The following is a 24,455-nucleotide window of genomic DNA, read 5'->3' on the forward strand; positions in this document are numbered from 1 at the left end:
CGTCCGCTTCGCGGCCCACCTCTCCCCGGCGGGGAGAGGTGAACCCAGCGTCCCGCCTTTGCAGCAAAGGACTCTTTCGACGCCCCCTCTCCCCGCCGGGGAGAGGGTTGGGGTGAGGGGCGAAACAAACCCGTGAGCGGCAGGCCGCTATTTCGCGAGCCCCACTTCCTTCATCACCGCACCCAAAGCGGCGTCGCTCTGGGCCATAAAGGCGCCGAACGCGGGACCTTCCGCCCACTTCCCGCCAAAGCCGCGACTGGTCAGGAAGTCCTGGTATTCCTTGCTTTCGTACGCCTTCTTCACCGAGGCGATGAGCTTGTCGGAAATCTCCTTCGGCAGGCCCTTCGGCCCGGCGATGCCGCGCCACGCGCCGATCGTCCAGTCGCTGCCGGTGGCTTCCTTCAGGGTCGGGATGTTGGGCATCAGCTTGGAGCGCTCCTTGGCCATGATGGCGAGGCTCTTGACCCGGCCAGCGTCGATCAGCGAGCGCGCCTCGGGCAGCGAGCAGGTGACGATCTGCACGCCGCCGGCCATCAGGTCCTGCAATCCGGGCGCGGCCCCCGCGCTCGGCACCCAGGGCACGCTCGCCGGGTCCACCTTCAGCGAGGAGAGCATGCCGGCCACCGCCAGATGCCAGATGCCGCCCTGCCCGGTGCCGGAGGCCTTGAACTTGCCTGGGTTTTTCTTGACGTCGTCGATGACCTCCTGCGCGGTCTTGTAGGGCGCGTCGGCGCGCACCTGGAGACCGGCGGGATCCTCGTTCACGAGGCCGATCGGGGTATAGGAGGAGGGGTCGAGCTTGGTGAGGCCGGCCCAGTGCATCATGGCGATTTCCACCGTCAGCAGGCCGATGGTGTAGCCGTCCGGTGCCGCATCCGCGATCGCCTGGTGGCCCACCACGCCCTGGCCGCCGGTGCGGTTCACCACCGCCACCGGCTGGCCGAGATCGCGCTCCATCAGCGATCCGATGATCCGCGCCACCGCATCCGTGCCGCCGCCCGCGCCCCAGGGCACGATCAGCGTGATCGGCCGGTCAGGATAAGCCGCCTTGGCGGCACCCAACGGCAGCAGTGCGGACATGGCGAGGCTGAGCCCGGCGACGAGCAATCGTTTCATGCATTCCTCCCGTTGTGAGGCCCTTGTGGCCCCTTTGCCGCCTCCCCCGGCCTTGATTGGCGTGGCCTTTGGGTGGGGGCGGCAAATTCTTTTAATCGTTTGAAACAGCTTATGTGACCCATCGGCACCGGTCAACGGAGCATGCGGCGCGGTGGCGCATATGGCGTTCCCACACCCCTAACCTTAGGTTATTCGCGGTCCGCGCCGCTCCGGGGGGTGGCGGCGGCGCCCGGACCACGTACATATAGGGACAGATCGGTTGATCGCCCGCGCGGGGTGGGTCTCGGCCGATGAGGCGGGTTTCGGAATGCGACCGGTTAGGATATCCATCTAACCGAGGATCGGTCGTGTCCCAGGGGTGGGGTCGCTTGGCGTCCTTGGGGATGGCAAGGGGCCTCAAGCGGCGGCAACAGAGGCGGTGGCGGCTTGTCCGCGCGGCCGGAGGCATGGCGAAGCGCAGTGCTCGACATTTACACGATCATCTTCCTGGCCCTCGCGGTCTTCATCTTCTTCCGTCTGCGCTCGGTGCTCGGCCAGCGCACCGGCAAGGAACGGCCGCCCTATGATCCCTATTCGCGCGATGCCACGCGCCCGCCACCGGCGCCAGCCGACAATGTGGTGACCCTGCCGGAGCGCAACAGCGACCTGCCTGCCCGCGCGCCGGTGAACGATGATACCCCGCCCGGCTTCCGCTGGCAGGGCGTAACGACCGAGGGGTCCCCGGTGGCCGTGGCGCTCGACCAGATCGTCGCCATCGAGCCGGATTTCGACGCGAAGCAATTCCTCTCCGGCGCCAAGGGCGCCTATGAGTTGATCGTGCTCGCGTTCGCGAACGGCGACCGCCGGCAGCTCAAGGACCTTCTGGCCAAGGACGTCTATGACGGCTTCGTCGCCGCGATCGCCGACCGCGAGAGCCGGGCCGAGACCATGGAATCGCGCTTCGTCTCCATTGACACGGCGGACCTGGTGGACGCGAGCGTGCGCAACCGCACCGCCCAGGTCACGGTGCGCTTCGTCTCCAAGCTGATTTCCGTCACCCGCGCCAAGGATGGCTCGGTGGCGGACGGCAGCCCGGACAGCGTGTCCGACGTGACCGACGTGTGGACCTTCGCGCGCGACCTCGGCACCCGCGACCCGAACTGGAAGCTGGTCGCCACCGAAGCAGCGCAGTAAGGGGCACACATGGCGCCCGCGCGCCCATCGCCCGTTCCGCCGCACAGCGCCTTCGCCCTCCTGGGCGGAGCGGCGCAGGGCGGCAAATCGGGCGGCGCCGACATAAGTCCGGCCCAGGGCGCGCCCTCCCCACGTCCGCTTTCCCGCTTGCGGGAGAAGGGTCTGCGGGGCAAGAGCGGGCAAGGGACAATCCCGTCGGCCGGCAAAACCATTCTTTTCTGTGGGCACAGAAAGACGCCCGGCGGTCCACAATCAGGGGCGCGCCGCCCCCCAGGACGAAATGCCGTCGCAGGCGCTTATCCCTCCATAAGGCGGCTTGCATGCGCCGGCCTGCTCCTGGCGGCATGGCTCGGCGCGACGCCGGCGTTGGCGAGCACCCCGGCCGGGCCCGCCTTCACGCCCGTGGCCCGCCCGGAGATCGCCGGCGCACGGCTGGAAGGCGCGGCTTATGCCTCCTTGCCGGGCTGGGGGCAGGACGACCAGGGCGCGGCCTTCTCCGCTTTCCTCGCCAGCTGTGGCGCGCTGCGCGCCCGCCCGGCGCAGGTCGGCCCGCCGGACAATCCCGCGCTGGTGCCGGGGCTGCGCATCGCCTGCGACAATGCCCGCCAGCTGGTGCGCGTGCTTGCGCCCGAAACCGTCTCGGCGGCGGTGTCGCGGCTGTTCTTCGAGGCCAATTTCCGCCCCTACACCATCGTGCCGGAGAAGAACCCGCCCGGGTTTCTCACCGGCTATTACGAGCCCGAGCTGGACGGCGCGCTCACCCCCACTCCCGAATTTAAGGTGCCGGTCTATGGCCGACCGGCGGATCTCATCCCCACCGGGCCCGCGGGCAGCAACAAGGGGGGCGCGGTGCGCCGCGCCGGGGACCAACTCGTTCCCTATTACGACCGCGCCCAGATCGAGGATGGCGCGCTCGCCGGGCGCGGGCTGGAAATCGCCTATATCGCCCATCCCGTGGACCTGTTCTTCATGCAGATCCAGGGCTCGGCGCGCATCCGCCTGCCCGACGGCAAAGCGCTGCGGCTCAATTACGATGGCCATAACGGCTATCCCTATACGCCCGTGGGCCGCTTGCTGATCCAGCGCGGGCTGGTCGCGCGCGAGGCCATGTCCATGGCCGCGATCCGTACCTTCATCGAGCAGCACCCGCAGGCCGGCGCGGAGCTGATGCGGGAAAACCGCTCGTTCGTGTTCTTCCGCGCCGTTCCGCTCGCCGCCGACGCGGGCGCGCTCGGCGCCCAGGGCGTGCCGCTGACGGCCGGTCGCTCGATCGCCATCGACCGCGCGCTGCACGCCTATGGCATGCCGATCTTCATCAACGCCACCCTGCCGCTGGCACGCGCCACCAGCGCCGACCCCTTCCGCCGGCTGATGATCGCGCAGGATACCGGGTCCGCCATCGTCGGGCCGGCGCGGGCCGATCTGTTCTTCGGTGCCGGGGACGCGGCGGCGGCGGTGGCCGGGCGCATCCGCCATCCCGGCGCCTTTACCCTGCTGGTGCCGCGCCTCCAGCCGGCGCGGGCGAAAGCGCCATGAGCCGGCGGGGCCGCAGGCGGGTGCTGAACGAGGAAGAGCGTGCGCTGTGGCAGCATGTGGTGCGCTCGGTCGCCCCGCTGCGCGCGGCCCCGCGTCCCCTCGCCCCACCTCCTGCCCCGATCGCCGCCCCGATCGCCGCGCCGGTGCCGGAGCCTGCCGTGAGCGAACCGGCGGCGCCCATGCCCAAAGCACCCGCTGCGAAGGCGCGCGTCCTCAAGCCCACCGGCAGCACGGCTGCGCGGCGCGCGCTGGAGGCGCCCGTCCCGCCGCCGCTCTCGGTGCTGGATCCCAAGGTGCGGCGCCGCCTGACGCGCGGCGGCGAGGTGGATGCCCGGCTCGATCTGCATGGCCTCACCCAGGCGGCCGCCCATCGTCAACTGCTGCTGTTCGTGGCGCAGGCGCAGGCCGCAGGCCATGCCCTGGTGCTGGTGATCACCGGCAAGGGAGACCCGGAAACCGTGTTCATGACTGGCACGCCCGAGCGCGGCATATTGCGCCGGGCGGTGCCGCAATGGCTCTGCGATGCGACCATGCGGCCCTATGTGGTGGGCTTCGAGAGCGCGGCGCGGCGCCATGGGGGCGACGGCGCGCTCTATGTCCGCATCCGGCGGCGGCGCGGCACCCGCGCGCCGCAGCCGTGAGCGGGCGCGCATGAGGATATCCGCATGACCCCGTTCGGGCGCCGGGTGCGCGAATTGCGCGCCCGCAAGGGCGTGACGCTCAGCGAGATGGCCCATGCCGTGGGCGTGACGCCGACCTATCTTTCGGCGCTGGAAAACGGCAAGCGCGGGCGTCCCACCTGGCCGCTGGTGCAGCGGGTGATCGCCTATTTCAACGTGATCTGGGACGAGGCCGAGGATCTCCAGCGGCTCGCCGAGGTCTCCCACCCCCGCGTCACCGTGGATACCGCCGGCCTGACGCCGGAGGCGACCGAACTCGCCAATCTGCTGGCCAAGGAAATCGCCGTCCTGCCGCCGGAAGCGGTGGCCGAGCTGCTGGGGCGCCTCAAAATCCTGCGCCGCCGCGCCTGACGCCTTCCCTCGCGTTCCAAATTCGGCCTCCAAGCATCCAGCCTGTAGTCATTCCAATTTTCTGCGCTCAACTTGCGGGATATCTCCCCCTCGGTTATGGCTGATGCGGGGTGGCCCGGCGATTTCTGCCGGGCGACGCGGGAGCATTTGCTGTGATACGCGCCAAGACTTTCATCTTTGCCTTAGGGTGCGCGGCTCTGTCCGCAATTACTGTCGCAAAAGCCGAGACCGCGCCAGCGCCCAAGGTTAAGGACGTCCTCTCCACTTACGCCAACCTGGCCGAGGCCATGTATGGCGACAGCCTGATCGCCGCCAAGACGCTGCAAGGCGCGGTGAACGCCTTCCTCGCCGCCCCGACCGACGCGACCCTGGCCAAGGCGCGCGACGCCTGGAAGGCCGCCCGCGTACCCTACCAGCAGACCGAGGGCTTCCGCTTCGGCAATCCGGTGGTGGATGCCTGGGAAGGCAAGGTCAACGCCTGGCCGCTCGACGAGGGCCTGATCGACTATGTGGCGCCCGCCTATGGCGACACCTCGGACGAGAACCCGCTCTACAAGGCGAACATCATCGCCAACAAGAAGATCCGGGTCGGCAAGAAGATGGTCGACACCTCGACCATCACGCCCAAGCTCATCGCCTCGCTGGCCGAGGCGGCGGGCGTGGAGGCCAATGTCACCACCGGCTATCACGCCATCGAATTCCTGCTGTGGGGCCAGGACCTGAACGGCACCAAGGCGGGGGCCGGCAATCGCCCGGCCAGCGATTATGATCTGAAGGCCTGCACCAACGGCAACTGCGACCGCCGCGCCGCCTATCTCAAGGCCGCCACCGACCTGCTGGTGAGCGACCTGCAGGAGATCGTCACGCAATGGGGTCCCAAGGGCAAGGCGCGCGCCGTGGTGCTGAAGACCTCGGAGAAGGCCGGGCTCGGCATCATCCTCACCGGGCTCGGCTCGCTCTCCTATGGCGAACTGGCGGGGGAGCGCATGAAGCTCGGCCTGATCCTGCACGACCCCGAGGAGGAGCATGATTGCTTCTCCGACAACACCCACAATTCCCATTATTACGACGAAGTCGGCATCACCGGCATCTATAACGGCCGCTACACCCGCCTCGACGGCAGCGTGGTGCAGGGCCCCTCGGTGGCCGATCTCGTCGCCGCCAAGGACCCCAAGGTGGCCGCCACGGTGAAGGAGCGCATGGACGCCGCCCTCGCCGCCCTGAAGGCCATCAAGGACACCGCCGACAGCGGCAAGGAAGCTTATGACCAGATGATCGGTGAGGGGAACACCGAGGGCAATGCCCGCGTGCAAGCCGGCATCGACGCCCTGGTGGCCCAGACCCGCGCGCTGGAACAAGCGGTTGCCGCCCTCGGCGTGAAGATCAAGGTGGAAGGCTCCAAGAGCCTCGACGATCCCTCGAAGGTGAAGACCAACTGAGCGCGATGGTCACGCGGCGCACCCTTCTGACCGGCCTTGCGGCAGGCGCCCTCACCGGGTTCCTGCCGCAGCGCCTTGGGCAGGCCGCAGCCGCGACCGACCCGCGTGCTCCGGTCCAGCCGCTCGCGCTGACCCCGCGGATCAGCCCGCGCACCCTGCTCGGCCCGGGCACGCAGGCGCAGGACCTCTATCTCTTCAACGACACGATCTTCCCCATCGTGCGCGCCCGGCGCGGCACGCGGCTGAAGGTCGCCGTGGACAATCGCCTGCCGGTCGGCACCACCGTGCATTGGCACGGCATCCGCCTGCCGAACCCGCAGGACGGCGTGCCGGGGCTCACGCAGGACCTGATCCCCGCGAACGGCGGGCAGTTTACCTATGAAGTGCCGCTGCCGGACGCCGGCACCTATTTCTTCCACCCCCATTGCGATGAGACCGGCCAGGTGGGACGCGGGCTCGCCGGAGTGCTGATCGTGGAGGACGAGGAGAAGCTTCCCTTCCAGGCCGAGCACGTGCTCGTCATCAAGGATTGGCGGCTGGCGCCGGACGGCAGCTTCCTGCCCTTCCTCACCGAGGAGGGCGCCTCCAAGGCCGGCACCTTCGGCACCGTGCGGGGCGTCAACGGGGTCGGCCCGGCGATGCTGTCCGCGCCCGCCCATGCGGACCTGCGCCTGCGCATCCTCAATCTGGATTCCACCCGCACCGTGCAGGTCGGCACCGGCGAGGCGGAGGGCTACATCATCGCCTATGACGGCCATGCCGTGCCGCCGCTGGATTTCGAGACCTGCGACCTCGGCTCCTCCCAACGGCTGGACCTGCATGTGCGCATGCCCGCCGAGGGACAGAGCGTCTCGATCTATGATTATCGCACCGGCGGAGACCCGTTCCTCCTGGCGCGCATCGAGGCCACGGCCTCGAATTTCCGCAAGCGCCCGTTCAAGCCCATCGCCCTGCCGCCGCCGAACGTGCCAAAGGCGGACCTGCGCAAGGCCGAGCGGTTCTCGCTCAGCCTCCAGCAGGCGACCGACGATGCCGCCACCGTGCTCGACGGCCTGCCGCCGGACGATCCGCTCGCCAAGGCGCTGGTGGACCAATATTGCACCGGCCCGCGCACCTTCTGGGCCATCAGCCAGAATTCCTGGCCCACCGGCGGCACAAAGCCCATGCCGCCCCCGCTGCTTCGCCTGGTGGCCGGCCGCTCCTATGTGATCAGCCTCACCAATCCCACCCAGCATCTGCACCCGATCCACCTGCATGGGCATGTGTTCGACGTGATCTCGGCCAGCAAGTCCAAGCGGCCGCGCCATTATGCCGACACCGTGCTGCTGGCGGTGCGCGAGACCGCCGAGATCGCCTTCGTCGCGGCGCCGGGAAACTGGGTGCTCCATTGCCACATCCTCGATCATATGGAGACGGGGATGATGGGCTATGTGAGCATCGCCTGATGCGCCGGGCGCTGCCCCGCGCCCTGGTCGCGGCCGCGCTCTGCCTGCTCGGTGCCGGCACAGGCCTTGCCGACGGGCTCGACATCGCGGTGGGAAAAGCCGTGTTCGACCGGCCCTGGGTGCCGGCGCCTTCGTCCACGCGCGGCAATGACGGGCTCGGCCCACTGTTCGATGCCCGCTCCTGCAGCGCCTGCCACCCCAAGGACGGGCGCGGCACGGCGCGCCTCGGCGCCGATGGCGCGCCGCTCGGCCACGGGCTGGTGGTGGCGCTGGCGCGGACGGGCGGGGCGCCCGACCCGGTCTATGGCGCTCGGCTGCAGACCGAAGCGGTGCAGGGCCTGGATGCCGAGGCGATCGTGCGCATCCGCGAGGGCCGCGACGAGGCCGGGCGCACCACCCGCGCGCCGGTGCTGAGCGCGCTCGCCTATGGCCCGCTCGCCCCCGACACGTTGCCACGCCTGCGCGTAGCACCGGATCTGCGCGGACGCGGGCTGCTGGAACAGGTGCCGCAGGCCGCCATCCTGGCGCTGGAGGACCCGGACGACCGCGACGACGACGGCGTGCGCGGCCGCGCCCATCGTGTCATCGGCGCGGACGGGCGCGAAACCCTGGGCCGGTTCGGCTGGAAGGCAGCCCAGCCCACGCTTTCCGGGCAGATCGCCGAGGCGTTCCACCTGGATCTCGGCCTCTCGACGCCCCTGCTGCCGGAGCCCTGGGGCGATTGCACCCCCGCGCAGACGGTGTGTCGCGCCGCGCCCCATGGCGTGACGCACGAGGGGGAGAGCGAGATTTCCCCCTCTTTGTTCAATGCCCTCGTCGCCTATGTGGCGGACCTTCCCGTGCCCGGCGCGCGGGCCGATGCGGCCGGCGCCCGTCTGTTCGCCGCCACCGGCTGCGCCGCCTGCCACCGGCCGACCCTGCCGCTGGAGGGCGGCGGCACGGCGGCCCTGTTCACCGACGTGCTGCTGCACGATCTCGGACCCGGGCTCGACGACGGGCTCGACACACCCGCGGCCGCCGGCCGGGAATGGCGCACCGCCCCGCTCGCCGGCCTCTCGCAGGCGCTCGCGCGCGGCACCGGCCTGCTGCACGACGGCCGCGCGGCCAACGTTGAGGCTGCGCTCGCCTGGCATGGCGGGGAGGCCGCGAGCGCCCTCGCACGCTATGGCAAGCTGCCCGCGCGCGACCGCGATGCCCTGATCCGCTATGTTTCCGGTCTCTAGGTTCCGCAGGTCCGGGACAAGACCCTCGCTCCGCCGATTTCTGCCCGAAGGTGCGCCGATGCTCCGAACGTCCCTCCCGTCCCGCATCCGCGGACCTCTCATGTTCGGCATGGTCGCCCTCGGCGCCATATTCGCCGCCAGCCTGCCCGCCCGCGCGGCGCCCGATGCTGTGCCGATCATCGAAACCTGGCTGCTGCCGCGCTATGACGCGCTCGCCGCCGCCACGGCCAGGCAGGACGAGGATTGGCGCGCCTTCTGCGCCAAGCCGAGCGCCGAGGGAGTCGCCACCCTTACCAGCGACTTCCGCGCGGCCGGCGATGCCTGGGCGCAGGTGAGCTTCGTCACCTTCGGCCCGGTGATCCTGGCGCTGCGCGCGGATCGCTTCAACATGTTCCCCGACAAGCGCAACGCGGTGTCGCGCTCAATTCCCGAATTGCTCGCCGACCCGGACGACGCCCGCCTTCAGACGGACCGCTTCCCGCGCCTCTCCGCCGCCGTGCAGGGCCTGCCGGCCCTGGAGCGGGTGCTGTTCGAGCCGAATGCGGCGCAGGATCTGGTCAGCGGCCCACAGGCCGCCCGACGCTGCCAGCTGGGCGCGGCCATCGCCCTCAATCTCGCGACCATCGCGAAGGAGATCCGCGCCGGCTGGGGCTCCGAGACCTCCGGCCTGCTGGCGGAGGTGAAGAGCGGCACCGGCGACAAGGTGTTCCTGCCCGATCCCGCCCAGGTGCCGAGCCTCATTCTCACAGATCTCGCCGGCGCCTATCAGCGCGTGGTGGACCAGGGCCTCATCGGAGTGCTCGGCAAATCGCTGGAGGAGGCAAAGCCCCAATCCGGCGAGGGCCGCCGCTCGGGCCGCGAGGCGGCTATTCTCCAGCACATGGTGAAGAGCGCCAATGCGCTCGGCACGCTGCTGGCCGCCGACCTTCAGGAACCGGCGAAGGGCCAGGTGCTCGCCCGCTTCGCCGCCGCGCAAAAGGCGGTGGATGTCCTGCCCGCCGATCTCGGCGCCGCCGCAGCCGATCCGAAACGCCGCAAGCTGCTGGAAACCGCCGTCGCCGAGGTGAAGGCGGCGCAGAAGGCGGTGGTGGACCCGCTCGCGGCCAAGCTCGGCGTGCCGCTCGGCTTCAATGCGCTGGACGGGGATTGAGCCATGATCTCCCGCCGCACTTTGCTGCTCGGGGCCGGTGCGCTCGCCGCCGCCTCCCGCCTGGACCTTGCCCGCGCACACGAACTCTCGCACGCGCAGGACACGCTGACCAAAGGATGGCTCGCCACCGGGCAGGTGGCTGGCGGCTTCGCGCCGCTCGCCCTCGACGGCGCCTTCGAGGCCGACCCGCTGGCGCTCAGCCCGACCCGCCTGCACGCCATCGAACCCGCAGCCCACGGCCCGCTCGCGGTGGCGGTGGGCCGGCGGCCCGGCAAGGTGGCGCTGGTGCTGGATCGCGCGGCCGGAACGGAAGTGGCGCGCTTCGCCCCCGGCGGGGACCGCGTGTTCTCCGGCCACGGCCGCTTCACGCCCGACGGCACGGGTTTCCTCACGGTGGAAATCGACCCCGCGAACGACGAAGGCACACTGGCCCTGCGCCGCATCGCCGGGCATTTCGAGATCGTCGCCGAATGGCCCACCCGCGGCCCCGGCCCGCACGACATGCTGCACATGGGCGACGGCCTGATCATCGCCAATGGCGGCGTCGAGCCGGGCACGCCGGCCGCCGTGGGCTGCGAGGAGACCGGCGCCAATCTCGCCCTCCTCGGCCCCGACGGCAGCACGCGCGCGGTGTTCGCGCCCGGCGGCGATCTCGCCTCGCTCTCGCTGCGCCATCTGGCGCGCGATGCGGCAGGCGCGGTGGTGGCGGCGCAGGAAATCTCCCTGGTGCCCTCCAGCAAGCCGCTCCTCTTCGCCATCGACGAAGCCCGCGGCCTCACCGCCTATGAGGCGCCGGACGAGGCCTGGATGGGCCTGCGCGGTTATATCGGCTCGGTGGCGCTCGATGCCTCGGGGCGGATCGCGGCGGCGGCGAGCCCGCGCGGCGGGCGGGTCGCGTTCTGGGAGCGCACGGGGCGCTATCTCGGCTTCGTGCCATTTGCCGACGGCTGCGGCCTGGCGCCGACCGCCGAGGCGGGGCGGTTCCTGGCCACCAGCGGCTATGGCGAGGTGGTCCTGATCGCGGTGGAGGATCGCAGCCCGCGCATCCTCGCCCGGCACACCGGCGGCCCGCGCTTTGACAATCACGTGTCCCGTGTGGCGTGAGGGAGAGCGGAACTCCCGTGCCGGCTGCGGTGTTCCCTGGGGAAGACATCGGCAAAGGAGAACCCCATGGGTACGCGCCACATTCCGGTTGAAGAAACCACGTCGCTGATCTCCACCAGCAAGGTCGGCGGCACCGACGTCTACAATACCGAGGGCGAGCACATCGGCTTCATCAGCGACGTCATGATCGACAAGCGCTCGGGCCGGGTCGCTTATGCGGTGCTGACCATCGGCGCCGTGCTGGGCCTTGGGGGCGACCATCAGCCCGTGCCCTGGGCCGCGCTGAAATATGATACCCGCCAGGGCGGCTACGTCACCGGCGTGACCATCGACCAATTGCAGGACGCCCCGCCCTGGCCGGACGAACAGGACGTCGAACTGCGCCGCGCCGGGGAACAACGGCTGCATGGCCATTACGGCCTGCAAGGCTATTGGGTCGGCTGAACACCCACGATCCGCTTCGATCCGAACAACCCGGCGCCCACGCGCCGGGTTTTTCTTTTGGGCAGCGCCACCTCTTCGCCGGTGCCGCGACGGAACATTGAGGGACACAGGACGTTTCATAAACAAGAAATGTCTTCAAGGAGATATGTCATGGACATTCGCGATGAAACCACATCCCTGATTGCTGGCGACAAGGTCTCCGGGACCGCAGTCTATAATCCGGCGGGCGAACATCTCGGCTCGATCCACGATCTCATGCTCGACAAGCGTTCGGGCCAGGTGGCCTATGCGGTGATGTCGTTCGGCGGCTTCCTGGGCATTGGCGAGAAATACCATCCGCTCCCATGGTCGACCCTGGATTACGACCCCGCGCAGTCCGGCTATGTGGTGAACCTCAGCCGTGCGCAGATGGAAGGCGCTCCGACCTATGGGGTCGAGGACCAGCCGACCTGGGATCGCGATTATGAAACCCGCGTGCACGATTATTATCGCGCGCCTTATTATTGGGGGGTGTGAGCCATGCACCCGCGCCCCGTGCAGCCGCCGATGGGCAGCCTCGCCTTTTCCCATCCCCGTTTTCGCCACGGGCCGCAGGCGCATGCCGGCTGGTGGGTAATGTCCGCCGAGGGTGCCCCGCTGGAAGGCCCGTTCCTCAATCGGGCACAGGCCGTGCGCCACATCGCCGCCGCCGAACGCGCCGCGCGGCCGGCCCCGCCGGAGCGCTGGGGCATCTGATCCGTCGCGGCCACCCATCTGAACGAGACGTGAGCACCGGGTGCGGCGCTCCCGCTGGCCAGAGCCGACAGCCGTGCTAAGCTCTTTCCTTTGGGGCTGGTGTTCGGAGGTCGCGTGAGCGGGACACCGGAAGTGAAGAAGCCGCGCGGACCCGCGCGACCCGAGGCGGACGGCAGCGCGACGGCGTTTCTGGATCGTGCGGTGCTGCGCGCCCGCAGGGTTCTGGCGTGGGAACGGGCTTGGCCCGTGATCGCCACTGCCCTGGTGGTGCTCGCCGCCTTCCTGGCCGTATCTTGGGCGGGCCTCTGGCTCTCCGTGCCACCGCTGGTGCGGTTGATCGGCGTGGCGCTGTTCGCGCTTTTCCTGCTGGCGAGCCTCCTGCCCCTCATCCGCATGCGCTGGCCGCGCCGGGAAGAAGCGCTCACGCGCCTTGACCGCGAAAGTCATCTCGCCCATCGCCCGGCGACCACGATTTCCGATGCGCTGGCTACCCGCGCCGATGATCCCGTCAGCGCCGCCTTGTGGCGCGCCCATGTTGCGAAGACGCTGGCGGCGGCCCGCAATCTGAAAGCCGGCCTGCCCGCGCCGGGCCTTGCCGCGCGCGATCCCCGCGCGTTCCGCGCCCTCGCCGTGCTGGCGCTGTTCGCAACCTTCTTCCTGGCCGGCGGCGACCGCTGGAGCCGCATCGAAAGCGCGTTCGACTGGTCGGGTGCCGTCACCCGCACGCCCTACCGCCTGGATGCCTGGGTGGACCCGCCGGCCTATACCGGCCGCCCGCCGGTGGTGCTGCCGGGCCTGCGTTCGGACGATCCCACCACGTTCCAGGCCGCCGCCCTTTCGGTGCCCGCCGGCAGCGTGCTTGTGGTGCGTGCCGTGGGGCTCGATGCCTCCGCGCTCAAGATTGACGGCGGGATCGCCGAGCTGGCGCCCCAGGATGATGCATCCCAGAAGTCTCCGGAGCAGCCGCCCGCGACCGCCGCCCCGGCGCCGGAGCGGCGGTTTACGATCAGCCAGGCGGGCACAGTCTCGCTGGCCGGGCCGGACGGGCGCAATGTGACGTGGAAGTTCACCGCGCTGGCGGACACCAAGCCCACCATCGCCTTCGCCAAGGAGCCCCAGGGCGGCCAGCGCAACCAGCTCGTGCTCGCCTATCGCATCGAGGATGATTACGGTGCCAAGTCCGCGCGCGCAGTGTTTCAGGCCGCGCCGCCGCCCGCGCCATTCTTCCCGCGCCCCGGCGCACCCGCCCCGGTGGCCACCAAGCCCTTGGTGGAAGCACCCGATTTCGACCTCGCCTTGCCCGGCGCCGGCAGCAAGACCGGCGCGGCGCAGACCCAGAAGGACCTGGTCGCCCATCCCTGGGCCGGCGCCCTGGTGCGCCTGACGCTGAAGGTGGAAGACGAGGCCGGCAACACCGGCGAGAGTGAAACCAAGACCTTCCGCTTGCCCGCCCGCACCTTCACCAAGCCGCTGGCCCGCGCGCTGATCGAGCAGCGGCAGCATCTCGCGCTCGATGCCGGGGCGAGCCGGCAGGTGCAGGACATCCTCTCCGCCCTGGCGCTCGCGCCGGATCAGTTCGGCATCCCGCCCGGGCAATATCTCGGCCTGCGCAGCGCCTATTGGCGGCTGCATAATGCCCGTGGCGACGACGACCTGCGCGGCGTGGTGGATTATCTGTGGGAAATGGCGCTCGCCATCGAGGACGGCGATCTGAGTGCCGCCCAGAAGGAATTGCGCGATGCCCAGCAGGCGTTGCGCGATGCGCTGGAGCGCGGCGCCAGCGACGAGGAGATCAAGCGCCTCACGCAGGATCTGCGCGCCGCGATGGAGAAGATGATGCGCCAGCTGGCCGAGGAAGCGCAGCGCAACGGCAATGCCGATGCCCGCCCGCTCGACCAGAACAGCCGCGTCATCCGCCCGCAGGACCTCCAGCGCATGCTGGACCGCATCGAGAACCTTGCCCGCAGCGGTGCCAAGGATGCCGCCAAGCAGCTTCTGGATGAACTCCAGGCCATGATGGACAATCTGAAGCCGGGCAATCGCCAGGCCGGCCAGCAGGGGCAGCAGGGCCAGAGCGAGCTGGGCAATATGATCCAGGAGCAGCAGCGCCTGCGCGACCGCACCTACAAGCAGCGCCAGCAGCAGGGGCAGCAAGGGCAGGACGGCGAGCAGGGGCAGCAAGGCGAGAACGGCACGTTCGGCCCGCTTCAGGAAGGCCAGGAAGGCCTGCGCCGCCGCCTCGGCCAGATGCTCGACGAAATGCGCCGCATGGAACAGCAGCGCGGCCAGGGACAAGGCCAGGATCAGGCCGAGGGGCAGAGTCAGGGCGAAGGTCAGGGTCAGGCGGGCGAAGGCCAGGGTGGAGAAGGCCAGGGCGGCGAGAGCCCCACCGGCCGCGCGGGCCGCGCCTTCGGCCGGGCCGAACAGGCCATGCGCGATGCCGAGCGCGCGCTCGGCGAGGGCAATGCCCAGGGCGCGCTGGATTCCCAGGGCCGTGCGCTCCAGGCCCTGCGTCAGGGCGCCCAGGCCATGGCGGAAGGCCAGCAGTCCAATCCCAACGGCCAGGGTCCCGGCGGCCCGTCGGGCCAGGGCGCCCAGCGCACCGATCCCATGGGCCGGCCCCTGCGCAGCCAGGATTATGGCGACGATTACACCGTGAAGGTGCCCGAGGAGGTGGATGTCCAGCGCGCGCGCCAGGTGCTGGAGGAATTGCGCCGCCGCCTGGAGCAGACCAACCGGCCCCAGCTCGAACTCGATTATATCGAGCGCCTGCTGGAGAATTTCTGACCCGCGCCTGAGGGGAGGCCGCTTGCCCCCTCACCCCAGCCCCCTCCCCGCCGAGGAGAGGGGGACTCTTCCCGGATTCGCCGTCCACGTCCCGAGCTGAGCCGCCCCTTCACCTCTCCCCCACGAGGAGAGGTCGGCCGCGCAGCGGACGGGTGAGGGAGGAGTGCCGTTCCGCAAGTCCCCGACGCGTTGCGCGGGGTTGCTCACATCTTGCGGCGCGAGAGGCTGGCGGCCCAGAACAGGCTGGAGAAGAAGAAGGTCGGCGGTTCGAACCCGGCTTCGTCCAGCAGTTGCGCCACTTCGGCTTCCGAATGCGGCGGGTCGGCCCCTTGGAGGATCTTGCCGAGCTTCGCCTCCACCTCGAGCGCGGATGCGCCATGCATGCGCCAGCGCTCGCCCCAGGCCTTCAGCAACAGGGGATGCTCGGCATAGGCGAAGCGGTTGCCTGCGAGGATCAGCGGCGCCCCCGGTTTCAGCCGCAGGGCGAGGTCGGCCAGGATCGCGCGCTTGGCCTCCTGCCCCGGCAGATGGTGCAGCACCCCGATCAAGGTCGCCCCGTCGAACTTCGGTTCGGCCGGCAGATCGGCGACCACGCCAAGCTTGAAATCGGTGCGGCCGGTCAGCCCGGCCTGGGCGACCTGCGCCACCGCAAGCTCCAGCATGGGCGCGGAGGGGTCGATGGCGGTGAAGCGCCACGCCGGCTCCAGCGCGCCGGCGCTCAGCACCTCCTGCGCCCCGCCGCCCGCGCCCGCCACCAGAATGTGCGCCGCCCCGCCCGTGCCGATGGCGGCCGCCAGCATGCAGGCGGACAATTCGTGGCAGGCGTCATAGCCCGCCAGCGCGATCCGGCTCTGGGCCTGGTATTCGCCGGCCCGCGCGGGATCGAACTTGCGCACCGCCTCGCTCTCGGCGGGCGAAGGCGAAGCGGTCATTCCAGCCCCTCGATATGGCCGATGAATGGCAATTGCCGGAACGCGTGGGCGACATCCATGCCATAGCCCACCACGAACACGTCCGGACACTCGAAGCCGACGAGGTCGGCCTCGATCTGCACCGCCCGCTTGCCGGGCTTTTCCAGCAGCACGCACACCAGAACCCGCCGCGCCCCGCGCGCGACCAGCAGGTCCTTCGCGAACGCCAGGGTGCGGCCAGATTCCAGAATATCGTCCACCAGCAGCACGTCGCGCCCGCGCACATCGCTTTCCACATCGCGCAGGATCTGCACCTGGCCGGAGGAGACCGTCGCCTCGCGATAGGAGGAGAGGTGCACGAATTCCATTTCCGGCGTCAGGCCCGAGCCATGCAGCGCCCGCAGCAGATCCGCCGCGAACATGAACGAGCCCTTCAGCACCGCGACCACCAGGAGCTTTTCCGGCTCCAGAGCGGCGATTTCAGACGCCAGCTCGCGATTGCGGGCGGCGATGCGGTTCTCATCGAACAGAACTTTAACCGTAGGGAGCGACATGGTTCCTCTCATTTCGTGCGAGCATGGACCGGGCGCGGGCAAGCGTCCAGACTCGGCCTGCAAGCGCCGGATGCGGCGGGGCCTTTCGCCTCGCGCGCCGGCACGGTCTATGGTTGGCGGGCGCAAGACGTCCGATTCGCTTAAGGTGGGGGCTTTGGTCCGCTTCGAGAATGTCGGCCTGAGATACGGCATGGGTCCCGAAGTGCTGAAGGACGTGACCTTCGGCATCGAGCCCAATTCGTTTCAATTCCTCACCGGGCCGTCGGGCGCCGGCAAGACCACTTTGATGCGCCTGCTGTTCCTCTCGCTGAAGCCGACGCGGGGGCTCATCACCCTGTTCGGGCGCGATGTCTCCTCGCTCGATCCCGACGAGGTGGCGGTGCTGCGCCGGCGCATCGGCATCGTGTTCCAGGATTTCCGCCTGCTGGACCATCTCACCACCTATGAGAATGTCGCCCTGCCGCTGCGCGTGCTCGGCAAGGAAGAGACCAGCTACCGCGCGGAAGTGACGGAATTGATGCATTGGGTGGGTCTCGGCGACCGCATGAACGTGCTGCCCCCCGTGCTCTCGGGCGGCGAGAAGCAGCGCGCCGCCATCGCCCGCGCGCTGATCGGCCGGCCCGAATTCCTGCTGGCCGACGAACCCACGGGCAATGTGGACCCCACCTTGGCGCGCCGCCTGCTGCGCCTGTTCGTGGAATTGAACAAATCCGGCACCTCGGTGCTGCTGGCCACCCACGACATCGCGCTCATGGATCAGTTCGACGCGCGGCGCCTCGTGATCGCGGACGGGCGGCTCTATGTCTATGAATAGCCTCCCCCCCGCCGCACCGGAGGCAAAGGCCGCCGCCGCGCCACGCAAGAAGGCGAGCCGCAAGGCTCAGGGCTCCATCGTGCCGCGCGCCACGGTCGCGGGCCGCGCGCTGGTGGCGGTGGTGGCGATCATGACGTTCCTCGCCAGCCTCACCCTCGGCACCGTCCTCGCGGTGCGGGCGACCGCCGACATGTGGCGCTCCGACGTCGCACGCGAGGTGACGATCCAGATCCGCGCCGGCGATGCGGCGGCGGTCGATGCCCAGGTGAAGGCCGCCACCGACATCGCCCAGGGCACCCCCGGCATCGCCGAAGTCCATGTGCTGAGCCAGGACGAGACGGGACGCCTGCTGGAGCCCTGGCTCGGAACCGGGCTCGACTTTTCGGACCTCCCGGTGCCGCGCATCATCGTGCTGCGGCTCGATCCGAGCCAGACCCCGGACCTCGCCCGCCTGCGCCGCACGCTCACGGACAGGATTCCCACCGCCAGCCTCGACGACCACCGCTCCTGGTCGCGGCGGCTTGGCTCCATGGCCGAAGGCGTGATGGCGACCGGCATCGGCCTTCTCGTGCTGGTGGCCATCGCCACCGTGCTGTCGGTGGTGTTCGCCACCCGCGCGGCGGTGGCGACCAATCGCACGATCGTGGAGGTGCTGCATTTCGTCGGTGCCCGAGACGGCTTCATCGCCGCCCAGTTCCAGCGCCATTTCCTGAAGATCGGCGCCCAGGGCGGCCTGCTCGGCGGACTGTCCGCAACCGCCGTATTCCTGGCCATCGCCAGCCTGCCGCGCCTCGGCTTTGGCGGCGATCCGGAAAACCCCTCGATCCTCACCTGGCTCTATCCCGGCCTGCTGGGATTCGCCGGCATCGCGGTGCTGGTGCTGCTGGTCGCGGGCGTCACCGCCTTGACCTCGCGCATGACCGTTTACCGGACGTTGAGGACGATCCAGTGAGGCGGCTCAAAATTTCTCCTCGCCCACGCCTTATTCCACAGACATGCTGCGCTGATGATGGCTTCTGAAGCAGTGCCAGACTCCAGCATGGGCCCGCTTTCGCAGGGAAGGCGGCGGCGCTCGCGGCGGCGCATGGCGCTGCTCGCGGTCGGGCTGGTGATCGGCAGCGCCACCTTGACGCTGGCCGGCGGCTTCTTTCTGTTCACCGCCCGCATCGCCGGCCGCGAGCCGGTCGCGCTGAAACCGGTGGATGCCATCGTGGTGCTGACCGGCGGCCAGTCGCGGGTATCGGACGGCGTGCAATTGCTCGCGGAAGGGCACGGCAAGCGGTTGCTGATCACCGGCGTGAACCGCAACACTTCGGCCGGCGAGCTGCGCCGCGCGCTGCCGGTGAGCGAAGCTTTGCTCGAATGCTGCGTCGATCTCGGCCACAAGGCGCTGAACACCTGGGGCAATGCCATCGAGGCCGCGGAATGGGCGCGGGCGAAGCGCTTCCGCTCGCTCATGGTGGTCACCTCCACCTGGCACATGCCGCGCGCCCTGTTCGAACTCTCGCGTGCCCTGCCGGATGTGGAGCTGGTCGCCTATCCCGTGGTGAGCGACCGCATGAGCGAACGGGGATGGTGGAGCGATCCGGCGATGGTGAAGCTCCTCGTGAAGGAATATTTGAAGTACATGATGGCGAAGGCCAAGATCCGCCCGGCCCAGGCGGTTGCGCCGCTTGATTCGCCGCCGCCCGCACCCGCGCAGGTTTCGGCCAATCGCTGATCCGCCGAAAGGCACGCACGACGGGGCCAGGGGACGAAGCGTGATTGTTCTGCGGTCGATCCTGTTTCAGGTGCTGTTCTACGGCATCACAATCATCGTCATGCTTCTGCTGCTGCCGCTGATGGCCATTCTCCCCCGGCGGGTGCTGTGGGACCGCTTCATCATGCTGTGGGTGCGCATCGTCATGCTGCTGCTGCGCGTGGTGGTGGGCATGAAGGTGGAGATCACCGGCCGGGAGAATATTCCAGAGGGACCGCTCCTGGTGGTCGCCAAGCACCAGTCGGCCTGGGAGACCATCGCCCTGCTGCCTTTGTTCGCGGATCCCGTGTTCATCCTGAAAAAAGAACTGATGTCGATGCCCCTGTTCGGCTGGTTCCTGGCCAAGGCCGAGATGGTTCCCATCGACCGCGCCGCCGGGTCCTCGGCGCTGCGGGGCATGACCGACGCGGCGCTGGAGAAGATCGTCGAGGGCCGCCAGATCCTGATTTTTCCCGAAGGCACGCGCCGCCCGCCCGGTGCGCCGCCGGCCTATAAGTTCGGCGTGGCGCACCTCTACACCACGCTGAAAGCGCCCTGCCTGCCGATCGCGCTCAACTCCGGCCTGTTCTGGCCGCGCAACCAGATGATCCGCCGCCCGGGCACGGTGCGGGTCGAGATCCTGCCAGTTATCCCCACGGGATTGCCGCGCGGCGTGTTCCTCAAACGCATGCAGGAGGTCATCGAAACCGCCTCCGATCGCCTGCTGGAAGAGGGATTGCAGGAGCTTGGCCCCAACGCGCCGAAAATCGACCGCAGCGCGGCCGCTGCAGGGGACGATTTATCCCCATAATTCGGTCCTGTGGAAAACTCTTGATCGCGGATTCGGGCTGTTCTAGTTTCGTTCTCATGAACGCGACTGATTCGCTCCTTATCCCCTTGTTCGATGCCGGCCGGCTCTCCGGGCTGACGGGTGGTCCTTTGGGCCCGCGCTATCGATTCTGGCGCGACGCGGACGGGCAACGCCACATCTTTTCCATCTACGACGCCGATGCGGTGCCGGACTATCCGGACGCGCTCGCCATCGTCGCGCGGCGCACGCCGGCGGGTCCCATCGCCATGTGGGCGGGCCCGGCCGGAGAGCCGGCGCGGCGGGCCGCCCGGCGCATGAAGGCGGAGGAAGTGCATGTGCACGTCTTCGGCGACGATGTGCCGGAAACCCTGGCCCGCTTGCTGCAACCCCACCAGCCGCCGAGCGAATGCCTCGCCTTGCCCGCGCCCGCCTCCATGGCGCCGATGTTTGCGAACCAAAGCCGCCAGGCCGCCTGAGCGGCAAGGGAGCCGGAGCCCCGAGGGACAGCATCCTTACGGGGCAGTCTTCTTAAGGGGCAGGCTTAAGGGGCAGGAGGCCCCTGCCCCCAAACGCGGCCTTACAGGGCGACACCGGCGACGCGCCTTCGCCGCAGCTTAGTCGCGGCCCGCATTCAGCCGGTGGGCGATCCAGGCAAGGCCGCTATCGGCGATGCCCATCGCCTCCAGCGCATGGACGGTGAACAGCACGTAATCGCGATTCGGGCCGGATTTCCCATGCGCGCGCTGCACCAGGTGAAGCTGGTCCTCCAATTCCAGCCGCCGGGCATATTGCGCGTGGCCGCGATCCACCAGATAGGCGATCGCCGCCACATCCCGCCGCGAGCCGTCCAGGATCTGCACCCGCCGCACGCGCTCACGATAAACACCCGAAATCTGCTCGCGCGCGGTGAGATAGGCGTGGGTCTGCGCCCAATCCTCAGGCGCGATGCGATAGGCGATGCCCCGGCAGGAACCGCCGAGATCCAGCCCCAGCACCAGGCCCGGCTGTTCCGGCGTGCCGCGATGATGGAAGGAATAGACGCACAGCGCCCGGTGCGCGCCGAGCAGGCGCGCCTCCGCCTTCTCCGCGAAGGCGAAGCCGGGATTCCACATCAGCGAACCATAGGCGAACACCCAATGGTCGTGTGGCGTTGGTGCGGGGGAAATCATCGCGGCGCGGGCCGGCATTGACACGGAACGTTCATCGTCGCCTAACAGCGTCTTTAACCGTCTGCAAGGGTGCGCCGCGCCACGGCCCCCCGGCAGGCCGTATTTCCGGCCCTTCGCGCAGGCATTTTGTCCGGACTGCTCATAGGAACGCCCATGACCGATACTTCGCCCGCGCCGCGTCGCCGCAAGAGCTGGATGGTCGCCATCCCATTCGGTCTGGTGATGATTCTCGCCATCGGCTGGTGCGGCCTGTGGTTCTATGCCGCCAACCGGGCGGAACGGGAGATCGACGCCTGGATCGTGCGCGAGAAGACCCTCGGCCGGATCTGGAATTGCGGCGAGCGTAGCCTCGGTGGCTTCCCCTTCCGCTTCGAGCTGCTGTGCCAGTCGCCGACGCTGGAAACCCAGGGCGGAGATCCGCTGCGCATCAGCGCGGCCAAGGCCCATGCGGTGGCACAGGTGTGGGCGCCGAACCATATCGTCGCCGAGTTCGCCTCCCCCGCGCGCGTGGAAGACCCCAAGACCGGCCGTATCTATGAGGCGAACTGGAGCCTGCTCCAGATGAGCGGCATCGGCGACACCAGCGGGCGGCCCCAGCGCTTCGCCCTGGTGGTGGACCAGCCGGATGTGAAATGGGTGCCCACGCCGGGCGCGGACGCATTGCCGGTGCTCTCCGCCACGCATCTGGAGATCCACGCCCGCCGCAACCCGGCCACCACCGCCGTGCCTGATGGCGTTGACTATGCCGCCTCCATCGCAGGCGGGGAAAGCGCCATGCTGGCCGCCGCGGGCGCCACCGGCCCGCTGAACCTGAACCTGCAAGGCACCGTGACCGCGGCCGAGGATTTCCGCCCCATGGCCGTGACTGAGCGCCTGCGCGCCTGGGCGGCCGCGGGCGGCATCCTGAAGCTCGATACCCTCACCATCACCACCCCGAAGGCCGCCGTGAGCGCCTCCGGCGCCCTCGCCCTGGATGCCGCGGGCCGCCTCAACGGCGCGGTGAACGTGGGCTTCGCCGGCATCGAGGACCTGGCGCGCAATCTGTCGCGCAGCGGCGTCATTCCCCCGGAGATGGCCCCCATCGTCGGCGCGCTGGCGCTGGCCGGCAAGCCCGGCGACGTCGCCGGGCGACGCGGGGCCACTTTCTCGCTGCTGCTGAAGGAAGGCACGCTTCAGCTCGGCAAATTCCCGGTGGGGATCATTCCGCCGCTCTATTGAGCGCCGCCGCCCTCGCCGCCGCGTCGTCCAAAATCCGGCGCGGCGGTTTCCTGCCCCTGCTCGATGATGGATTTGCGGATCGCGCGGGTGCGGGTGAAATGCGCGAACAGGGCCTCGCCGTCGCCGTAGCGGATCGCCCGCTGCAGCGACATGAGGTCTTCGTTGAAGCGGGCCAGCATCTCCAGCACCGCCTCGCGATTGTAGAGGAACACGTCGCGCCACATGGTGGGATCGGACGCCGCGATGCGGGTGAAGTCGCGAAACCCGCCGGCCGAGAATTTGATCACCTCGGAGGTCAGCGTCTGCTCCAGGTGCTCGGCGGTGCCGACGATATTGTAGGCGATCAGGTGCGGCACGTGGCTGGTGATGGCCAGCACCAGATCATGATGCTGCGCCGACATCTGCTCCACGTTGGAGCCGAAGCCGCGCCAGAGCGCTGAGAGCTTTTCCACCGCTGCCGGATCGGCACCCTCGGGCGGGGTGACGATGCACCAGCGGTTCTCGAACAGGCTGGCAAACCCCGCCTCGGGGCCGGAAAATTCCGTGCCCGCCACGGGATGGGCCGGGACGAGATGGGCGTGCGCGGGCACGAACGGCGCCATGGCCTCCACCACCGCCCCCTTCACCGAACCGACATCGGAGAGGATGGCGCCGGGCTTGAGATGCGGCCCCACCTGCTCCGCCACCGCGCCTGAGGCACCCACCGGCACGGCGGCAATCACGATATCGGCGTCGCGCACCGCCTCCGCCACGCTCTCCGGCACCGCATCCGCAAAGCCGAGTGCGCGCACACGCGCGCGCACGCCGGCATCGGCGTCGAACACCACCACCTCCCCCGCCAGCCCCTTCTCGCGCGCGGCGCGGGCGACGGAAGATCCGATCAGCCCCGCGCCGATGACCGCGAGACGGCCGACGAGCGGCGCGTTCAACGCTCCGTCCCCGACAGGAAGGCGGCGAGCGCCTCCACCACCAGGCGGTTGGCTTCCTCGGTGCCGACCGTCATGCGCAGCGCGTTCGGCAGGCCATAGGATGCGACCGAGCGCAGGATCAGCCCGCGCGCGCTCAGGAAGGCGTCCGCGTCATGGGCGGTGCGGCCCGGCGTCTCGTCGAAATGGATCAGCACGAAATTGGCGACCGACGGCGTCACCTTCAGGCCGAGCTTCTCGATCTCGGCGGTGAGCCAGGGCAGCCAGCGGTCATTATGGGCCACCGCGAGATCCACATGGGCGGTGTCGGCGATCGCGGCGGCGCCGGCCAGCAGCGCCGGTGTGTTCATGTTGAACGGCCCGCGCACGCGGTTCATGGCGTCGAGCACCGCCGCCGGCCCCACCGCCCAGCCGACCCGCAGCGCCGCGAGCCCGTGGATCTTGGAGAAGGTGCGGGTCATGATGACGTTCTCGGCGGTCAGCGCCAGTTCGAGCCCGGTCTCGTAATCGTTGCGGCGGACATATTCCGCGTAAGCCGCGTCCAGCACCAGCAGCACATTGCCCGGCAGGCCGGCGTGCAGGCGGCGCACCTCCTCGAACGGCAAATAGGTGCCGGTGGGATTGTTGGGATTGGCCAGGAACACCACGCGGGTGCGCGGCGTCACCGCCGCGAGCATGGCGTCCACGCTCGCCGTATGGTCGGTTTCGCGCGCCACCACGGGCGTGCCGCCGGCCGCCATGGTCGCGATGGGATAGACCAGGAAGCCGTACTGGCTGTAGATCGCCTCGTCGCCCGGTCCGATAAAGGTGTGGGCGATCATGCTCAGCAATTCGTCCGAGCCCGCGCCGCAGATGATGCGGTCGGGATCAATGCCGAACGTGTGGCCGATGGCCCGACGCAGCACGCCGGAGGTGCCATCGGGATAATCCTGCAGATGCGAGCCGGCTTCCGCGAACGCCGTCATCGCCTGCGGGCTCGGACCCACCGGGGTTTCGTTCGACGAGAGCTTGAACACCTTCTCGACACCATGCGCATGGCTCTTGCCCGGCACATAGGCGCGGATATCGAGCACGCCGGGGCGCGGCACGGGGCGGAGGGAAACACGGGGGCTTTGCGCGGGGGTGGACATA

Annotated in this window: 25 protein-coding genes; 19 read left to right on the forward strand and 6 right to left on the reverse strand. The window is 69.3% G+C overall.

Annotated features, from left to right (window positions below):
- Positions 1 to 147: 147 nt before the first annotated feature.
- On the reverse strand, positions 148 to 1,116 hold the full coding sequence (locus V5F78_RS19585) for a Bug family tripartite tricarboxylate transporter substrate binding protein (protein ID WP_394070319.1): 969 nt from the start codon (positions 1,114 to 1,116) through the stop codon (positions 148 to 150).
- Between the two features lie 459 nt (positions 1,117 to 1,575).
- Between V5F78_RS19585 and V5F78_RS19590 the strand changes: the two genes are divergently transcribed.
- From V5F78_RS19590 to V5F78_RS19650, 13 genes are all read left to right on the forward strand, one after another.
- Complete coding sequence (locus V5F78_RS19590) at positions 1,576 to 2,289, forward strand: Tim44/TimA family putative adaptor protein (protein ID WP_394070321.1); 714 nt, start codon at positions 1,576 to 1,578, stop codon at positions 2,287 to 2,289.
- A 366-nt stretch (positions 2,290 to 2,655) separates the two neighbouring features.
- Entirely contained in the window at positions 2,656 to 3,825 is a 1,170-nt protein-coding gene (gene mltA, locus V5F78_RS19595; RefSeq protein WP_394070323.1) for a murein transglycosylase A, read from the forward strand.
- A complete protein-coding gene (locus V5F78_RS19600; RefSeq protein ID WP_394070325.1) occupies positions 3,822 to 4,466 on the forward strand; it encodes a Smr/MutS family protein in 645 nt (214 codons plus the stop codon). Before mltA ends, V5F78_RS19600 begins: the two co-directional genes overlap by 4 nt.
- A 24-nt stretch (positions 4,467 to 4,490) precedes the next feature.
- The gene (locus V5F78_RS19605) at positions 4,491 to 4,856 is read left to right on the forward strand and encodes a helix-turn-helix domain-containing protein (protein WP_394043958.1); all 366 of its coding nucleotides are present in this window, start codon (positions 4,491 to 4,493) and stop codon (positions 4,854 to 4,856) included.
- Between the two features lie 155 nt (positions 4,857 to 5,011).
- Positions 5,012 to 6,295 (forward strand): imelysin family protein, encoded by a 1,284-nt coding sequence (locus tag V5F78_RS19610; RefSeq protein WP_394070457.1) that lies wholly within the window; start codon positions 5,012 to 5,014, stop codon positions 6,293 to 6,295.
- Between the two features lie 5 nt (positions 6,296 to 6,300).
- Positions 6,301 to 7,740 carry a multicopper oxidase family protein gene (locus V5F78_RS19615; protein ID WP_394070327.1) on the forward strand — a complete coding sequence of 480 codons (1,440 nt, stop codon included), beginning with the start codon at positions 6,301 to 6,303 and terminating at the stop codon, positions 7,738 to 7,740.
- Entirely contained in the window at positions 7,740 to 8,963 is a 1,224-nt protein-coding gene (locus tag V5F78_RS19620; protein WP_394070329.1) for a di-heme oxidoredictase family protein, read from the forward strand. Before V5F78_RS19615 ends, V5F78_RS19620 begins: the two co-directional genes overlap by 1 nt.
- A 100-nt stretch (positions 8,964 to 9,063) precedes the next feature.
- Positions 9,064 to 10,113 (forward strand): imelysin family protein, encoded by a 1,050-nt coding sequence (locus V5F78_RS19625; protein WP_394070330.1) that lies wholly within the window; start codon positions 9,064 to 9,066, stop codon positions 10,111 to 10,113.
- Positions 10,114 to 10,116: 3 nt separating this feature from the next.
- Positions 10,117 to 11,217, forward strand: a complete 1,101-nt coding sequence (locus V5F78_RS19630) for a DUF1513 domain-containing protein (RefSeq protein WP_394070332.1) — start codon at positions 10,117 to 10,119, stop codon at positions 11,215 to 11,217.
- Positions 11,218 to 11,283: 66 nt separating this feature from the next.
- The gene (locus V5F78_RS19635) at positions 11,284 to 11,661 is read left to right on the forward strand and encodes a PRC-barrel domain-containing protein (RefSeq protein ID WP_394070334.1); all 378 of its coding nucleotides are present in this window, start codon (positions 11,284 to 11,286) and stop codon (positions 11,659 to 11,661) included.
- 150 nt (positions 11,662 to 11,811) lie between these two features.
- Entirely contained in the window at positions 11,812 to 12,177 is a 366-nt protein-coding gene (locus tag V5F78_RS19640; RefSeq protein ID WP_394070336.1) for a PRC-barrel domain-containing protein, read from the forward strand.
- A 3-nt stretch (positions 12,178 to 12,180) separates the two neighbouring features.
- A complete protein-coding gene (locus V5F78_RS19645; RefSeq protein WP_394070338.1) occupies positions 12,181 to 12,396 on the forward strand; it encodes a hypothetical protein in 216 nt (71 codons plus the stop codon).
- A 114-nt stretch (positions 12,397 to 12,510) separates the two neighbouring features.
- Complete coding sequence (locus tag V5F78_RS19650; RefSeq protein WP_394070339.1) at positions 12,511 to 15,183, forward strand: TIGR02302 family protein; 2,673 nt, start codon at positions 12,511 to 12,513, stop codon at positions 15,181 to 15,183.
- 203 nt (positions 15,184 to 15,386) lie between these two features.
- Here the strand turns inward: V5F78_RS19650 and V5F78_RS19655 are convergent, their stop codons facing one another.
- Positions 15,387 to 16,115: a class I SAM-dependent methyltransferase gene (locus V5F78_RS19655; RefSeq protein ID WP_394070341.1), complete on the reverse strand. Its 729-nt coding sequence runs from the start codon at positions 16,113 to 16,115 to the stop codon at positions 15,387 to 15,389.
- The gene (gene hpt, locus V5F78_RS19660) at positions 16,112 to 16,648 is read right to left on the reverse strand and encodes a hypoxanthine phosphoribosyltransferase (protein WP_394070342.1); all 537 of its coding nucleotides are present in this window, start codon (positions 16,646 to 16,648) and stop codon (positions 16,112 to 16,114) included. The genes V5F78_RS19655 and hpt overlap by 4 nt, the downstream gene beginning before the upstream one ends.
- Before the next feature lie 154 nt (positions 16,649 to 16,802).
- On the opposite strand from hpt, the gene ftsE reads away from it, so the two are divergent.
- The 5 genes from ftsE to V5F78_RS19685 all read left to right on the forward strand — a co-directional run bounded on the left by ftsE (position 16,803) and on the right by V5F78_RS19685 (position 20,487).
- Positions 16,803 to 17,462: a cell division ATP-binding protein FtsE gene (gene ftsE / locus V5F78_RS19665; protein ID WP_348844549.1), complete on the forward strand. Its 660-nt coding sequence runs from the start codon at positions 16,803 to 16,805 to the stop codon at positions 17,460 to 17,462.
- Complete coding sequence (locus tag V5F78_RS19670; RefSeq protein WP_394070344.1) at positions 17,455 to 18,414, forward strand: cell division protein FtsX; 960 nt, start codon at positions 17,455 to 17,457, stop codon at positions 18,412 to 18,414. Before ftsE ends, V5F78_RS19670 begins: the two co-directional genes overlap by 8 nt.
- A gap of 132 nt (positions 18,415 to 18,546) precedes the next feature.
- Entirely contained in the window at positions 18,547 to 19,182 is a 636-nt protein-coding gene (locus V5F78_RS19675; protein ID WP_394070346.1) for a YdcF family protein, read from the forward strand.
- Between the two features lie 40 nt (positions 19,183 to 19,222).
- Positions 19,223 to 20,011 carry a lysophospholipid acyltransferase family protein gene (locus V5F78_RS19680; protein WP_394070348.1) on the forward strand — a complete coding sequence of 263 codons (789 nt, stop codon included), beginning with the start codon at positions 19,223 to 19,225 and terminating at the stop codon, positions 20,009 to 20,011.
- Between the two features lie 56 nt (positions 20,012 to 20,067).
- Positions 20,068 to 20,487, forward strand: a complete 420-nt coding sequence (locus V5F78_RS19685; protein ID WP_509276312.1) for a hypothetical protein — start codon at positions 20,068 to 20,070, stop codon at positions 20,485 to 20,487.
- 138 nt (positions 20,488 to 20,625) lie between these two features.
- Here the strand turns inward: V5F78_RS19685 and V5F78_RS19690 are convergent, their stop codons facing one another.
- On the reverse strand, positions 20,626 to 21,198 hold the full coding sequence (locus V5F78_RS19690; protein WP_394070459.1) for a gamma-glutamylcyclotransferase: 573 nt from the start codon (positions 21,196 to 21,198) through the stop codon (positions 20,626 to 20,628).
- Between the two features lie 135 nt (positions 21,199 to 21,333).
- Between V5F78_RS19690 and V5F78_RS19695 the strand changes: the two genes are divergently transcribed.
- Positions 21,334 to 22,398: a DUF2125 domain-containing protein gene (locus V5F78_RS19695; RefSeq protein ID WP_394070352.1), complete on the forward strand. Its 1,065-nt coding sequence runs from the start codon at positions 21,334 to 21,336 to the stop codon at positions 22,396 to 22,398.
- On the opposite strand, the gene V5F78_RS19700 is transcribed toward V5F78_RS19695, so the two are convergent.
- Both V5F78_RS19700 and hisC read right to left on the reverse strand, forming a co-directional pair.
- On the reverse strand, positions 22,392 to 23,327 hold the full coding sequence (locus V5F78_RS19700; protein ID WP_394070354.1) for a prephenate/arogenate dehydrogenase family protein: 936 nt from the start codon (positions 23,325 to 23,327) through the stop codon (positions 22,392 to 22,394). The two genes, V5F78_RS19695 and V5F78_RS19700, sit on opposite strands and share 7 nt — an antisense overlap.
- The gene (hisC, locus tag V5F78_RS19705; protein WP_394070356.1) at positions 23,324 to 24,454 is read right to left on the reverse strand and encodes a histidinol-phosphate transaminase; all 1,131 of its coding nucleotides are present in this window, start codon (positions 24,452 to 24,454) and stop codon (positions 23,324 to 23,326) included. Before hisC ends, V5F78_RS19700 begins: the two co-directional genes overlap by 4 nt.
- Position 24,455: the final 1 nt, after the last annotated feature.

The sequence above is a fragment of the Roseixanthobacter glucoisosaccharinicivorans genome, assembly GCF_043195095.2.
In the GTDB taxonomy this organism is placed as follows: Bacteria; Pseudomonadota; Alphaproteobacteria; order Rhizobiales; family Xanthobacteraceae; genus NCEH01.